Origin of the sequence: uncultured Sphingomonas sp. (genome assembly GCF_936927845.1) — a bacterium.
Classification (GTDB): Bacteria; Pseudomonadota; Alphaproteobacteria; order Sphingomonadales; family Sphingomonadaceae; genus Sphingomonas.
Genome location: NZ_CAKZHV010000038.1, coordinates 1 through 13975 on the forward strand (window position 1 = coordinate 1; position 13975 = coordinate 13975).

7 protein-coding genes and 1 CRISPR repeat array are annotated in these 13975 nt (G+C 68.6%); of the genes, 3 read left to right on the top strand and 4 right to left on the bottom strand.

The window, feature by feature from the left end:
* Positions 1-256 precede the first annotated feature (256 nt).
* The gene (locus tag Q0579_RS06075) at positions 257-1894 is read left to right on the top strand and encodes a M28 family peptidase (RefSeq protein WP_298810273.1); all 1638 of its coding nucleotides are present in this window, start codon (positions 257-259) and stop codon (positions 1892-1894) included.
* Between the two features lie 4 nt (positions 1895-1898).
* Here the strand turns inward: Q0579_RS06075 and Q0579_RS06080 are convergent, their stop codons facing one another.
* Positions 1899-4079 carry a penicillin acylase family protein gene (locus Q0579_RS06080; RefSeq protein WP_298810275.1) on the bottom strand — a complete coding sequence of 727 codons (2181 nt, stop codon included), beginning with the start codon at positions 4077-4079 and terminating at the stop codon, positions 1899-1901.
* A gap of 35 nt (positions 4080-4114) precedes the next feature.
* On the opposite strand from Q0579_RS06080, the gene Q0579_RS06085 reads away from it, so the two are divergent.
* Positions 4115-5395 (top strand): amidohydrolase family protein, encoded by a 1281-nt coding sequence (locus tag Q0579_RS06085; protein ID WP_298810289.1) that lies wholly within the window; start codon positions 4115-4117, stop codon positions 5393-5395.
* A 42-nt stretch (positions 5396-5437) separates the two neighbouring features.
* Here the strand turns inward: Q0579_RS06085 and katG are convergent, their stop codons facing one another.
* The gene (gene katG, locus Q0579_RS06090) at positions 5438-7711 is read right to left on the bottom strand and encodes a catalase/peroxidase HPI (protein ID WP_298810277.1); all 2274 of its coding nucleotides are present in this window, start codon (positions 7709-7711) and stop codon (positions 5438-5440) included.
* A 314-nt stretch (positions 7712-8025) separates the two neighbouring features.
* Between katG and Q0579_RS06095 the strand changes: the two genes are divergently transcribed.
* The gene (locus tag Q0579_RS06095; RefSeq protein WP_298810280.1) at positions 8026-10581 is read left to right on the top strand and encodes a TonB-dependent receptor; all 2556 of its coding nucleotides are present in this window, start codon (positions 8026-8028) and stop codon (positions 10579-10581) included.
* A gap of 48 nt (positions 10582-10629) precedes the next feature.
* On the opposite strand, the gene Q0579_RS06100 is transcribed toward Q0579_RS06095, so the two are convergent.
* Positions 10630-11967 carry a HAMP domain-containing sensor histidine kinase gene (locus tag Q0579_RS06100; protein WP_298810283.1) on the bottom strand — a complete coding sequence of 446 codons (1338 nt, stop codon included), beginning with the start codon at positions 11965-11967 and terminating at the stop codon, positions 10630-10632.
* 1 nt (position 11968) lies between these two features.
* Positions 11969-12643, bottom strand: coding sequence for a response regulator transcription factor (locus Q0579_RS06105; protein WP_298810286.1), 675 nt, complete (start codon positions 12641-12643; stop codon positions 11969-11971).
* Positions 12644-12725: 82 nt separating this feature from the next.
* A CRISPR array of direct repeats spans positions 12726-13974; the repeat unit is 29 nt; unit sequence GGGTCGATCCCCGCGGGTGCGGGGGAGAC.
* The last annotated feature ends 1 nt before the right edge of the window (position 13975 follow it).

Consider the following 13975-nt stretch of genomic DNA (forward strand, 5'->3'; position numbering starts at 1 on the left):
GTCAGGCTCATAACCTGAAGGTCGCTGGTTCAAATCCAGCCCCCGCAACCAACAACTACACACGCCGCCCCTCAGGGCAGCAGCGTCGCTTGTGAAAACGCCGGGCACCAACCAGCTTCCGCGCAGGGTCGCGCACGCAACGTGCACGGCAGAGTCCGGTGACGCCTGCACTAACCACCAAAATCGGTACCACCCGATTGCGCCGCTGACACGCGAAGCGCTTGCACAGCCTGGGCGCACGCGTCACGCTGTCACCATGACTCGTTTGCTCCCGCTCTCATTGCTGTTCCTTGCCCTTCCGCTCGCAATCTCGGCCGCCCCCGCCGATCCTCGCGCGCCGATCCTGTCGCCCGCGCGGATCAAGGCCGATGTGCGAACGCTCAGCGCCGACGACTTCCACGGCCGCGGACCTACGCAGGCCGGCGAGCCGATCACGCTCGCTTTCCTCGCTCAGCGCTTCGCCGCGCTCGGGTTGAAGCCGGCAGGAACCAAGGGCTTTGAGCAGAACGTGCCGCTGCTGCGCTGGACCCGCGAGGATGCGCGCTTCCAGCTCTCGCTCGGCGAGACGACCCGCGCGCTCAACCCCGGTGTCGAGATCGCCGCGTCGTCGCGGATCGTCGGTGCGACCACGCTCGACCGCGCGCTCATCGTGTTCGTCGGCTATGGTGTGGTGGAACCCAAGCTCGGCTACGATCCCTACCAGGGTGTCGACGTGCGCGGCAAGGTCGTCGTCGCGCTCGCGGGCGATCCCGATGTCGAGGCGGGGCGCGATCTGGGCTTTGGCGGACGCGCGTCGAGTCCGGCTGCGCGCACCAAATTGGCCGAGGCGCAGAAGCGCGGCGCCGCCGCCTTCTTCCAGATTCACGACACCTTCCCGTCGAGCTATCCCTGGCTCCAGCTCGCCAACAGCGACGCGGTGCCGGGCTATGCGCTCGACACCGGCACGGTTCCGCCCGCCTTCGGTATCCGCGGCACGCTGCGGGGCGATATCGGCACCGCGATGCTGCGCCAAGGCGGGCTCGATTACGCCGCGGCGAAGCGCGCCGCGCAGGCGGCGACCTTTCGCGCGGTCGAGCTGAAAGGCGTCACCTTCTCCGGCGAGGTGCGCACCAGCCTCGACCGCGCGACGAGCCACAATGTCGTCGGCGTGCTGCCGGGGACTGACCCGAAGGCGGGGAGCATCCTCTACGGCGCGCACTGGGACGCGTACGGCGAGAATGCGTTCGATCCGCCCGCCGACCGCATCCGCAACGGCGCGGTCGACAATGGCACCGGCACCGCGACACTGCTGGAGATCGCGCGCGCGTTCGCGAAGGCGCCGCGGCTGCGGCGGTCGGTCGTGTTCGCTTTATGGACCGCGGAGGAGAAGGGGCTGCTCGGCGCGAGCTGGTACGCCGATCACCCCGCGCTGCCGCTCGCGACCACCGCGGCGCAGTTCAACCTCGACCCGCACGTCGTGCTCGGACGGACGCGCGACCTCGAACTGATCGGCGTCGGGTGCACGCCGCTGGAGGCCGACCTCGCGCGCGTGGCCGCGACACAGGGGCTGCGGGTTGTTCCCGAGGAGAATACCGAGGCGGGCTGGTATTATCGCTCCGACCATTACGCGCTGGCGCAGAAGGGGGTGCCCGGCGTCTATTTCCGCGCCGGCCGGGATCTGGTCAACGGCGGCATGACGGCCGGCGAGCGCGAGCGTTCGCGCTACAATGCCGAATGCTATCACCAGACCTGCGACGAATTTAACGCCGACTGGGACATGACCGGCGCGGCGCAGGAAGGCAGTGTCGCCTATGCGCTCGGCCGCGAGATTGCGGGCGGCACGACCTGGCCGACGTGGAACGCGTCCGAACCGTTCCTCGCCGAGCGCGCCAAGAGCGACGCGGAGCGGCGCTGAGGCGCTACTCGCCCGGCCGGGAACGTCGCTCGATGTGGCCGGCGAGCTCGTCGGGGTAGAAATAGACCGGCCGCAACCGCCCACTCGCGTAGCGGTCGATCTGATCGGCGAAATGCGGTGAGGCGGGATCGCCGCTCTGCCCGCCCGCCATCACCGCGCTCGCCTTCACACGCGGGCCGAACTCGACCACCGCGACGAAGCTGTTGCCGCTCGTGCCGTAGTAGCGCTTGGTACCCGGCCACGTCTTCGCGCCGAACGAGGCGAGGCTACCCCATTGCGCCGAGGTGAAGGGCACCGGGGTCGAGGCGCGCGCGTCATCGAAATGCGGCTGGATCGCGTCGTCGAGCCGCTGGAACCGATTGATCGCGCGCCACGGCGTCCGCCAGTCGCCGAAATCGCGCGTGAGCCGCGCGACCGCGGCGTCCAGCGCGGCGAGCTTGGCCGCAGTGTCGACGCGCGAGGCGATATAATCGGGCACGTTGACGCGCTCGGCCTGCGCGAAGCTCCCCACCTCGCGCCACAGCTGGTCGCCCCAGAAGACCGCGAGGCTGGTCGCGACCGAATCATAGCCCCAGCGATGATCCCACTCCGCCAGTGTCGCGATCGGCGCCGCCAGCCGTGTGCGCTGCGCATTGCCCGCCGGCAACGCCCGCCACGCAGCAATGAGCCCCGGCAGCAACCGCGCGAAGGCGGGCAGGTAGGGATCATAGGCCGCCGCGCGCAGCCGCTCGGCCGTCCAACCGCGCTTGCCGGCCAGCAGCAGGTCGGCGTGCTCCCCGCGCGCATTGCCGCCCACCTGATCCATGTAGCGCGGATAATCGCGTGCCTTGGGGCTGTCCGGCCCCGCCGCGCTCCACGGCCAGTCGTTGGTGTTGTGGACCCAGCCGACGCGCGGGTTGGCGACACTCGGCAGGCTCGGCAGCGGGTGCAGACCCTTCCAGTCGGTCGCGGGATCGCTGCCGTCGACCGGACGTGTGTAGTCGAACCGGTCATCACGCACCGGCATGAACTGCGGCATCAGGAACGCGATCTCGCCGCGGTCGTCGACGAACAACGTGTCGTTGGACGAGTTCGCCTTGCGCTCCGCGACCCTCAGATAATCGGCTAGGTTCGTCGCCTTGGTGCGCAGCCAGCTCTGCTCGAGCGCGGGAATCGGCCGCCACATCAGCGCCGTCGCGATCCAGCGCCCGTCCTTCGCCGCGACGATCGGGCCGTGGTGAGTCCGCAAGGTGGTGAAGCGGCGCTCCCCCATGCCGCCGTCGGCGCGGCGGAACCGCACGGTGACACTTCGCTGCGCGAGCGGGCGCGTCTCCGCCCCGTAGCGATACGCCCAGCCACCCGCGCGCCGCATCACGCGTTCCGCGAACTGATCGACATTGTCGACGGTGGACGAGGTGTGCATCCACCCGGCGTGCGCGTTGAACCCCTGATAGACGAAGAACTGCCCCCAGGTGCTGGCACCATAAGCGTTCAGCCCCGCGTCACTCGTTACCTGCGCCTCCGAGCGGAAGTAGAAACTGGTGTGCGGGTTGATCAGCAGCAGCGCGTGGCCATCGCGCGTCAGTTTCGGCGCGATTGCGATACCGTTCGATCCCGATGGCTCGCGCGGGATCGTGCCGCGCTCCTCGGGCGTCGGCGGGGTCGGCTGGGCGTAGAAGGTCTTGAGTTCGGAGAGCGAGATCCGTTCGATGTCGCCGCCGATACTGCCCTCGGTGAAGCTCAGCGCCATCCACGGCTCGAACCGCGTCAGCACCTTCGGTTTCGTCGCCGGGTGGGTCGCGAGATAGAAGTTCAGCCCGTCCGCCCACGCCTGCATGAGCGTCCGCAGCCACGCGGGACTGGCGGCAAATTGGCGGCGCAACTCACCCTCGTCGACGAACAGGCGCCGACGCAGGTCGGCCCAGATCGCCGCCTCTCCGTCCGCTTCCGCGGTGCGCCCCAGCGCGATCAGGTAATTGGCCTCGACGCGCGCGAAATCGTCCTCTGCCTGCGCGTAGCTCATGCCGAACACCGCGTCGGCGTCGCTGCGGCCATGGATGTGCGGGATATCCCAATCGTCGCGCGTGATCGTGACCTGCGCGGCCTGCGATCGCCAGCGCGCCACCTCCGGGTCGGGCGCGGCCGCCACCGTTGCCAGGGCGGCGAGAAGCAGCGGATTGCGCGCGCGGCGAAGGAGCCTATCCATGACGCACGGTCTAGGACGGGGAAGAGGCGATGACCATGCGCTGGCTGTTGATCGCGGCGACGTTGCTGCTGGGCGGCGCGACGCTGCCGCCCGCCGACCCTGTGCCGCTGGCCGACCCCGCGCCGCTGCTGCTGCGCCCCGCCGGCGTGTTCGACGGGGTGGACGGGCAGGTCCACGCCGGCTGGCAGGTGCTGGTACGCGGCGATCGGATCGCGGCGGTCGGCCCCGCGCTGGCGATGCCCCCGGGTGCGCGCGTCATCGATCTCGCGGGCGCCACGCTGATGCCCGGCATGATCGAGGGGCACGGCCACCTGTTCCTCCACCCCTATGATGAGGCGTCGTGGGATGATCAGGTGTTGCACGAACCGCTCGCGCTGCGCACCGCGCGTGCGGTGGCGAACGCCCGCGCGACGCTGCGCGCCGGCTTCACCAGCGAGCGCGATCTCGGCACCGAGGGTGCGGGCTACGCCGATGTCGGATTGAAGCAGGCGATCGACCAGGGGATCGTCGAGGGCCCGCGGCTGAGCGTCGCGACGCGCGCGATCGTCGCACTCGGCGCGTATGGCCCGAAAGGATTCGAGCCCGGCGTCGCGATCCCGCAAGGAGCGGAGGAAGTGTCGGGACCCGAGCAGATGGTCGCTGCGGTCCGCCGGCAGATTGCGGCGGGCGCGGACTGGATCAAGCTCTACGCCGATTATCGCTGGCGCAGCGGCGAGGACGCGCGCGCCACGCTGAGCCTGCAGGAGATGGAGGCAGCGGTCGCCGCCGCGCACGACGCCGGGCGCCCGGTCGCGGTCCACGCGTCGACCGCGGAGGGGATGCGCCGCGCAGTCGAGGCGGGCGTCGACACGATCGAGCACGGTTATGGCGGGACGCCCGCGATCTTCGCCGGCATGGCGGCGAAGCGCATCGCCTTGTGCCCGACACTCGCCGCCGCGGACGCGAGTGCGCGCTACCGCGGCTGGACCGGTGCGGAGCCCGCGCCGCCCGCGGTCCGTGCCGCGCGCGAGAGCTTTCGCGCAGCGCGCGCGGCGGGCGTGCCGATCTGCATGGGCGGCGACGTCGGCGTCTACGCGCACGGCGACAACGCGCGCGAGATGGTGCTGATGGCAGCGGCGGGCATGACGCCGGCGCAGGTGCTGATCGCCGCCACCTCGGGCAATGCGCGCTGGATGCGGGTCGGTGATCGTCTGGGCGCGGTGAAATCGGGGCTGCTCGCCGATCTGGTCGCGGTCGCGGGCGATCCGACCACGAACGTCGCCGCGGTCCGCGCCGTCCGGCTGGTCATCAAGAATGGTGCCGTCGTCGCGCCGTGAAGGGTGGCCGCGCGGTGTTCGCCCGGCCACCCGCTTCACGCGTTACTGATGCGTGTCGTACCGATCCGCCATCATCACCTTGTTCCACACGCGTACGAAATCGCGCACGAACCGCGCCTCGCCGGTCGAGGCGGCATAGACTTCGCTGATCGCGCGCAATTGCGAGTTCGCACCGAAGATCAGGTCGAGCCGGGACGCGGTATAGCGCTGTTCGCCGCTGTTGCGGTCACGAAGCACGAAGCCGTGCCCCGCCTCGTCGGTCTTCGACCAGTCATAGTCCATGCTGGTGACGACGGTGAAGAAATCGTTCGACAGCGTGCCGACCCGGTCGGTCAGGACGCCGGTGTCCGAACCGTCCCAATTGGCGCCCAGTGTGCGCAGCCCCGCGGTCAGCACCGCCCATTCGGGTGCGCTCAAGCCGAGCAGGTTGGCGCGATCGAGGAACATCTGCTCGGGTGCGAGCTTGCCCCCGGTCACGTCCTCGAACCGGTCGTCGACGTAGTTGCGGAAACCGTCGACCATCGGGCGCAGCCATTCGAAGCTGTCGGCGTCGGTGCGGTCGTCGGTGGTGTCCATCCGCCCGGGGGTGAACGGCACCTCGACCGCGTGGCCGCCGTCCGCCGCCGCACGCTCCACCGCCGCGCAGCCGCCGAGCACGATCAGGTCGGCGAGCGAGACGCGCTTGCCGCCGGTGGCCTTGGCGTTGAAGTCGTCGCCGATCGCGCGCAGCCGCTCGATCACGGGCATCGCGCGCTGGTTGACCGCCCAGTCCTTCTGCGGGGCGAGCGCGATGCGCGCGCCGTTCGCGCCGCCGCGCTTGTCGGTGTCGCGGTAGGTGGAGGCCGCCGAGAAGGCGGTGAAGACGAGGTCCGACACCGACACGCCGCTGCCCAGGATCGCCTGCTTCAACCGTTCAATGTCGCCCGCATCGATCAGCGGGTGATCGACCGGCGGGATCGGATCCTGCCACAGCAGATCGTCCTCGATCGTCCGCTCCTCGCCGAGGTAGCGTTCCTTCGGCCCCATGTCGCGGTGCGTCAGCTTGTACCACGCTTTCGAGAATTGCAGCGTGAAATAGTCGAAATCGGCCAGGAACCGCTCGCAGATCGGGCGGTAGACGGGGTCGTCCTTGAGCGCGATGTCGCTCGTCATCATCATCAGCGGGTGCGTCTTGCCGGGCACGTGCGCGTCGGGGGTGCGCGGCGCGTCCGGGTCCTTGGGCGTCCATTGCAGCGCGCCCGCGGGACTCTTTGTCTGCTGCCACTCGTATTTGAACAGGTTCTCGAGGTAGCTGTTATCCCAGGTCGTCGGATTGGGAGTCCAACTGCCCTCGATGCCGTTGGTCATCGTGTTCTCGGCATTGCCTTGGCCCTGCGGGTTGTGCCAGCCGAGGCCCATCTGCTCGATCGGCGCCATCTCGGGCGGCGCGCCGATGCGGTCGGGCGCGACCATGCCGTGGCTTTTGCCGAAGGCATGCCCGCCCGCGATCAGCGCCACCGTTTCCTCGTCGTTCATCGCCATCCGCGTGAAGGCGATGCGAATGTCGCGTGCCGATTCAAGCGGGTCGCCGCTCTTGTTCGGGCCTTCGGGATCGACGTAGATGATTGCCTGATTGGTCGCGGCGAGCGGTTGTTCGAGGTCGTAATCGGCGTCGCCATTCTCACCGCGCCAGCGCTTCGAGCGGTCGGTCATCTTGTCGAAGGATTCAACCGTGGACATGTTGACGTATTCGGGACCCCAATAGGTCGCGTCGTCCGCCTCCCACGCGTCGTGCCGGCCGCCGGCATAGCCGTAGGTCGGGAAGTTCATGATCTCGAGCGCGCAATTGCCGACCAGCACCATCAGGTCGCCCCACGACAGCGCGTCGCCATATTTCTGCTTGATCGGCCAGATCAGCCGGCGCGACTTGTCGGTGTTGCCATTGTCCCACCAGCTGTCGATCGGCGCGAACCGCTGCATCGCCTCGCCCGCCCCGCCGCGCCCGTCGGCGATGCGATAGGTGCCGGCGGCGTGCCACGCCATCCGGATCATCTGCGGTCCGTAATTGCCGTAATCGGACGGCCACCACGACACCGAGGTCTGCAGAAACTGCTTGATCTCCGCCTTCAGCGCCTGGAGGTCGATCGCCTCGAACGCGGCCTTGTAGTCGAAATCCTCGCCCAGCGGATTGGCGCACGGACCGTTGCGGTGGAGCTGCTCGACCCGCAGGCGATTGGGATACCAGTCCTGCAGCGTCGGCTTGCTGCCGAACGCGCCGCCCAACCGGTCGCCACCGAACGGGCACTTGCCCGCGAGTACGTCCTTATAGTCTTCCATCATTGATCCTTGTTAGGCGCACGGTCCGCCCCGGCTATAAAGCCGCGATGGCGTTCGCGGTTGCGTCCGACCACGCGCTCGCGTGATTGTTCGCGCACAACTCGGCGCGTTCGGGCATCGCTCCATCGGATCGAGACAGGCGCGCGTGAGGCGCGACAAGTGACGGGCTGACGTTGCGGCCATCATCAATCGTCGTTCAAGATGATGAGAAGATGAAATGACGAAGTTGTTGACTGTCTTTGTAGTGTAATCGCCAAGTATTGAACGCAGTCTATCGCGCGCCCAACGCCAGCAAGGCGGTCAAGGGGATGAACATGCTTACCACTTCGCGCCTGCGGTTGCGACTTCTCTGCGGTGTTGCAGGATTGATCATGCCGATCGCCGCGCACGCTGCGCCGACTGCTGCCGATGTGCCCGCCGCGACGCAAGCCGTCGCCGCCGACGCCGCAACGCAGACGCCGACCACCGATGCCGCCACGCCATCGGGCGGTCTGGGCGACATCGTCGTCACCGCGACCCGGCGCGAGACGAATTTGCAATCGACCCCGGTCGCGATCAACGTGCTCAACACGCAGGCGCTGCAGGACCGTCACGTCCAGAGCCTGTACGATCTCGCCGACGGTGCAGTGCCGAGCTTGCGCGTCGCGACCTTCGAGGCGCGGCAGAGCGCGCTGACGATCGGCATCCGCGGCATCGTGCCGCTCGACGCCAACCAGCCCGCGCGCGAGCAGGGCGTGGGCATCTACGTCGACGGCATCTATCTCGGCCGTCAGCACGGCCTGAACGCCGCCTTGTTCGACGTTGAACGGATCGAGGTGCTGAAAGGGCCGCAGGGCACGCTGTTCGGGCGCAACACCGAAGGCGGTGCGCTCAGCATCGTCACGCGCGCGCCCTCGGGCGAGTTCGGCGGGCGTGTGCGCGTCGGTGTCGCCAATCTGGGCGGCTACAATGGTGACCTTCACCTCGACCTGCCCGAATATGCCAATTTCAGCGTCAAGCTCGACGCGGTGAAGCAATATCAGGGGGCGGTGACCGACAATCCGCTGCCCGGCCAGGTCGGCTTCGGTTACTATGATCGCGAGGCGATCCGCGGCGCGGTGCGCTGGCAACCGCGCGACGGCGTGACCGACGATTTCTCCTACGATTACGGGCGCGACAAGAACTCGCCGTTCTACAGCCAGCTGCTGAACGCCAACCCCAACAATTGCGTCGCCGGCGCGCAGGCCGCCTCGCCCCGGTGCGTGCTGCCCGGCACCGCCTACACCACGCTGACGGGCGCGGTGCGCCCCGTCCTGCCGGTGGTGCAAGTCGAGGGCAACCGCCGGATGCGCCGCGCCGACATCGGCGTCGTCCAGCAGCCCAGCGTCGACCAGACGCACGGCTTCACCAACGTGCTGAAATACAAGGCAACGCCCGATATCGAACTGCGCTCGCTGACCGCATGGCGCGGCGTCGATGTTGCGCAATGGGATAATTCCGGCGGTGCGCACCGCGTCCCCCTGCTCAATTGCACCAGCGCGACCTGCAATTTCAGCCGCTACAGCCTCGCCGACCTGCGCCAGCGCCAGTTCAGCCAGGAATTTCAGGCGGTCGGGACGGTCGACGCCTTCGACTTCGTCGGCGGGCTTTATTACTTCAACGAACACGTCAGCGACGACGCGGCGACGCCCAACTCGCAGCAATATAATCAGGCAACCGGCGTCGTCACCACGCTCGACCCGTGCGTCGGCGGCGGCAGCGTCGCGGCCCCCGCGGGCTGGCAGATCGGCTGCCGCCAGATCGACCGCGCGTCGGAGGTCTGGTCGAAGAGCTACGCCGCTTACGGACAGGTGACCTGGAACGCGACCGACGCGATTCACGTCACCGCGGGCGGACGCTACACCCACGACAAGAAGCGCGGCGTGCTGCACTTCTCGCGCAACATCAACTACGACAATCCCGCCAACGCCGCCGCGGTCGCACGCAATGGCTATCAGCCGCTCGACAAGACGTGGGACCGCTTCAACCCGATGGTGACGGTCGCCTATGACGCCTCGCGCGACCTGCATTTCTACGCCAAATACGCCACCGGCTACCGCGCCGGCGGCGCCAGCTCGCGCACGTCCAACTATCAGGCATTCGATCCCGAGGATGTACGCTCCTACGAAGTCGGCATGAAATCAGACCTGTTCGACCGCCGCGTCCGCTTCAACCTCGCCGGGTACATCATGGACCGCGACAACAGCCAGGTCGACATCAGCTCGATCCAGGTGACCGCGACCGGCAGCTTCAACAACCTTGTCACGATCAACGCGCCCGGCACCACGCGCATCCGCGGCGTGGAGGCCGATCTGACCGTCAATCCGCTCGAGGGGCTGACGCTGAACGCATCCTACGCCTACACCTACACGCGCATTCCGAAGGTCAACATCGTCAATTCGGTGACCACCAACGGGGTCACCACCTCGACCACCGTGCCGCAGCAATTCTACATCGTATTCACGCCGCGCAACGCGGCCAGCGGCGCGATCGATTACGCGGTGCCGGTCGGCGACGGCAACCGCCTGACCTTCCATCTCGACGGCAATTACGCGCAGGCGACGCAGGCGTTCGACCAGTTCGCGACCAAGGCCGACGCGTCGCTGATCTTCAACGGCCGCGTCGCGCTCGGCGACATTCCGCTCGGCACCAACGGACAGAAGCTGACCGTCGCGATCTGGGCGCGCAACCTGTTCGACGAGCAGTACGTCTACCGCCGCGACCCGTCGAACAGCCTGCCGGGTGCGCCGACCACCAACGTGACCAGCGGCAGCATCAACAACGTGCTGGGCGATTACGGCAACTTCAACACGCCGCGCACCTTCGGCGTCGAGGGAATGGTGAACTTCTGACGAATGGTCGACAGCCGCGGGATCAAGGCAGATCTCGCGGCTGCCTGCCTACTCAGGCACGCGCGGCAGGATCAGCGTGGCGGCAAGGCCGGGACACGCGTCGTCCAGCGTCAGCGATCCACCGTGCAACTGCGCGATCGCCTGCACCAACGGCAGCCCCAAGCCGTGACCGGGGCGGTGTCGGCTCGCGTCGAGGCGCCCGAAGCGACGCAGCGCGCGCGCGCGCTCGTCGGGCGCAATGCCGGGGCCGTCGTCGCTTACCCGAATAGCCACCTGATCGCCGCGTGCGTTGATCCCGACCGTCACGGTCGTGTCGGCAGGCGTGTGGTTGAGCGCATTCTCGACCAGGTTGAGCAGCGCCTGCGCCAACAGCGCACGGTCGCCGACCACACTGACCGGCGGAACCGCGGCGCAGCGCAAGCCGTGGCCGCTGTCGTTCGCGACCTCGCGCATCGTGTCGGCCACCTCCTCGACCAAGGGTGCGAGATCGAGACGGGTGAAGCCCGCGCGCCGTGCGCCGCCCTCGACCTCCGCGATCCGCATCATCGCCGCAAAGGTTGCGAGCAGATCGTCGCATTGCTCGATCGCGCGGTCGAGTTCGTCGCGCGCCGCCGCGCCTTCCTCTGCTTGTGCCGCCAGCACCAATCGGCCACGCAGTCGCGCCAAGGGGGTGCGCAGGTCGTGCGCGACTTCGCTGCTGATGTGGCGGATACCGTCCATCAATCCGGCGATCCGGTCGAGCATCCGGTTGAACGTCTCTGCCTGTGCGGCGAACGCGCCGCCGCGCGCCGGAACGGGGACGCGTCGCTGCAGGTCGCCGTCGATGATCGCCTCGGCGGCGGCGCGTAGCTCGTCGATCCGCCGTCGCACGATCGAGGCAAAGGTCGCGGTGCCCGCCGCCACGATCAGCAGGATCGCGCCGAACCCCAGCAGATAGTTGCGCGCCCGCACCGCCGCATAGCCGTCGACCGGCTCGGTTTCGATGATGGTGATCAGCCGCAGGCCGCCGCCCGCGTCGCGCCGCTCGGCCCGCCCTGCGCTCAACCCGGCGATGTTGTCGCCGCGCTCGATCGTCGAGAAACCGGCCGCGATCGGGCGTGCCAGCACGACGTTGCCGCCCAGCCGGCGGCCGCGCGCGTCCTCCAGCTCGAAACCGATGTCGCCGGTGTCGCGGCGACGAGTGAACGCCGCGATCCGCGCCAGGATCGCGCGCGCGTCGCCCGGCGCGCCGTCGCTCAGCACGGCGTCGGCCGCCAGGTCGATCCGCGCGTCCACCAGTGCAATGATCGCGCGGTGCGACGCGGTGTAGGTGGCGTATCCGGTCAACACGACCGCGGCGGCGAACGCGCCCAGGAACGCCAGCAGCAGCGACCTGAGCGAGGTCATCTCATTCCTCCAGCATGTATCCGACGCCGCGCTTGGTCACGATCGGGTCGGCGCCGCCGCGCGCGGTCAGCTTGCGCCTGAGCGAGCGGACCTGCGCTTCGATGATGTTGGTAGTGGGCTCGAAATCATAGCCCCATATGCGTTCAAGCAGCATCGGGCGCGTGACGAAGCTTCCGGCGTGACGCGCCAGTTCGCGCAACAGCTTGAACTCCAGGTTCGACAGGTCGAGCGCCTCGCCATTGTACCAGGCGCGGTGCTTGCCCGGATTGATCAGGATCGCGCCCGCGCGCAGCGTGTCCGCGCCGCCCTCCTGCCACTGCCGCGCCCGCACCAGCGCGCGCAGCCGCGCGTCGATCTCGCCGATCGGGGTCGGCTTGACGATGTAATCGTCCGCGCCCGCGGTCAGGCCCTCGACCTTGTCGATCGATTGGTCGAGCGCCGACAGCATCAGCACCGGAATGGTGTGCCCCCGCGCTCTCAACCGCGCAACAAAGGTCGTGCCCTCCATCTGCGGCAGCATGCGATCAAGGATCACCGCATCGAACCGATCCACATCGTTCGCCATCATCCCCGCCACCCCATCTCCAACAACGGTGACCTGATGTTCCATCGCCTCCAACGACCGCGCCAAGGTGGTGGCAAACTCCGCATCGTCTTCGACCAGCAACAGGTTCATCGGGTACCTCGACATGCGCGCGGTGGGTCACCAGGTTCATTGCATATTTCGCGTCCATGGCACTACCGGGACGAGCAGATTTGAGTCGATCCTCGCGGGTGCGGGGGAGACTCACGCGCGCCGACCGGCCGCGCGGCGAGCAGGGGTCGATCCCCGCGGGTGCGGGGGAGACTTGAGCGTGCCGAACGCAGCCGTGCCGGCGATGGGTCGATCCCCGCGGGTGCGGGGGAGACATGCCGTGGGTCCGCATCACGCCGAATGGCGAGGGTCGATCCCCGCGGGTGCGGGGGAGACCTCGCGCAGCTTATCGACGAGGGCGACCTCGCGGGTCGATCCCCGCGGGTGCGGGGGAGACGGCGACACCTCGAAAAACGGATGCGGATCGCGGGGTCGATCCCCGCGGGTGCGGGGGAGACGAGCTGTGCGGAGAAGCCTTCCGCAAGGGCGTGGGTCGATCCCCGCGGGTGCGGGGGAGACAGGCGTGGAGGTCGACCGGCACGACGAGCGCGGGGTCGATCCCCGCGGGTGCGGGGGAGACCAGCCGGATGTGGTGCTGCCCACCGCGCCGCAGGGTCGATCCCCGCGGGTGCGGGGGAGACCACCCGACATGCTGGAGCAAATCGACGCGCGCGGGTCGATCCCCGCGGGTGCGGGGGAGACGACCGCGAGTACGTCGTTTGGTCGACCGACGAGGGTCGATCCCCGCGGGTGCGGGGGAGACATACGGCTTGGCCTCGTCCAGCATCCGGGCAAGGGTCGATCCCCGCGGGTGCGGGGGAGACGAGCACCAGGGCGCGGCCCCATGCCCGGACAAGGGTCGATCCCCGCGGGTGCGGGGGAGACCAGTCGCCTGCGCACGGCATGCCGATGCACCTCGGTCGATCCCCGCGGGTGCGGGGGAGACTCGCGCGGGCAGCATTGGGGCAAGCGCGCCAAGGGTCGATCCCCGCGGGTGCGGGGGAGACGCCTCGAAGGTCAGCGGCCCCATGCGCTGCTGGGGTCGATCCCCGCGGGTGCGGGGGAGACCTCAAGATGCTCTCCGACCTGAGTGACGCAGAGGGTCGATCCCCGCGGGTGCGGGGGAGACCATGCGCCGCGCCCGCGCACCTTCTCGCGCGCGGGTCGATCCCCGCGGGTGCGGGGGAGACAGGTCGTGCTTTGCTACGATGACGCGGGCGAAGGGTCGATCCCCGCGGGTGCGGGGGAGACCCTGATGAATTGCTGCCGAGCAATGATCGTCGGGGTCGATCCCCGCGGGTGCGGGGGAGACTTCGCATCTTTGCCGCGGAAGAACGATGACTCGGGTCGATCCCCGCGGGTGCGGGGGAGACC

Coding starts and splice junctions, on each gene's coding strand:
- Q0579_RS06075 (WP_298810273.1), top strand. CDS start 257: ATGACTCGTTTGCTCCCGCTCTCATTGCTGTTCCTTGCCCTTCCGCTC.
- Q0579_RS06080 (WP_298810275.1), bottom strand. CDS start 4,079: ATGGATAGGCTCCTTCGCCGCGCGCGCAATCCGCTGCTTCTCGCCGCC.
- Q0579_RS06085 (WP_298810289.1), top strand. CDS start 4,115: ATGCGCTGGCTGTTGATCGCGGCGACGTTGCTGCTGGGCGGCGCGACG.
- katG (WP_298810277.1), bottom strand. CDS start 7,711: ATGGAAGACTATAAGGACGTACTCGCGGGCAAGTGCCCGTTCGGTGGC.
- Q0579_RS06095 (WP_298810280.1), top strand. CDS start 8,026: ATGCTTACCACTTCGCGCCTGCGGTTGCGACTTCTCTGCGGTGTTGCA.
- Q0579_RS06100 (WP_298810283.1), bottom strand. CDS start 11,967: ATGACCTCGCTCAGGTCGCTGCTGCTGGCGTTCCTGGGCGCGTTCGCC.
- Q0579_RS06105 (WP_298810286.1), bottom strand. CDS start 12,643: ATGAACCTGTTGCTGGTCGAAGACGATGCGGAGTTTGCCACCACCTTG.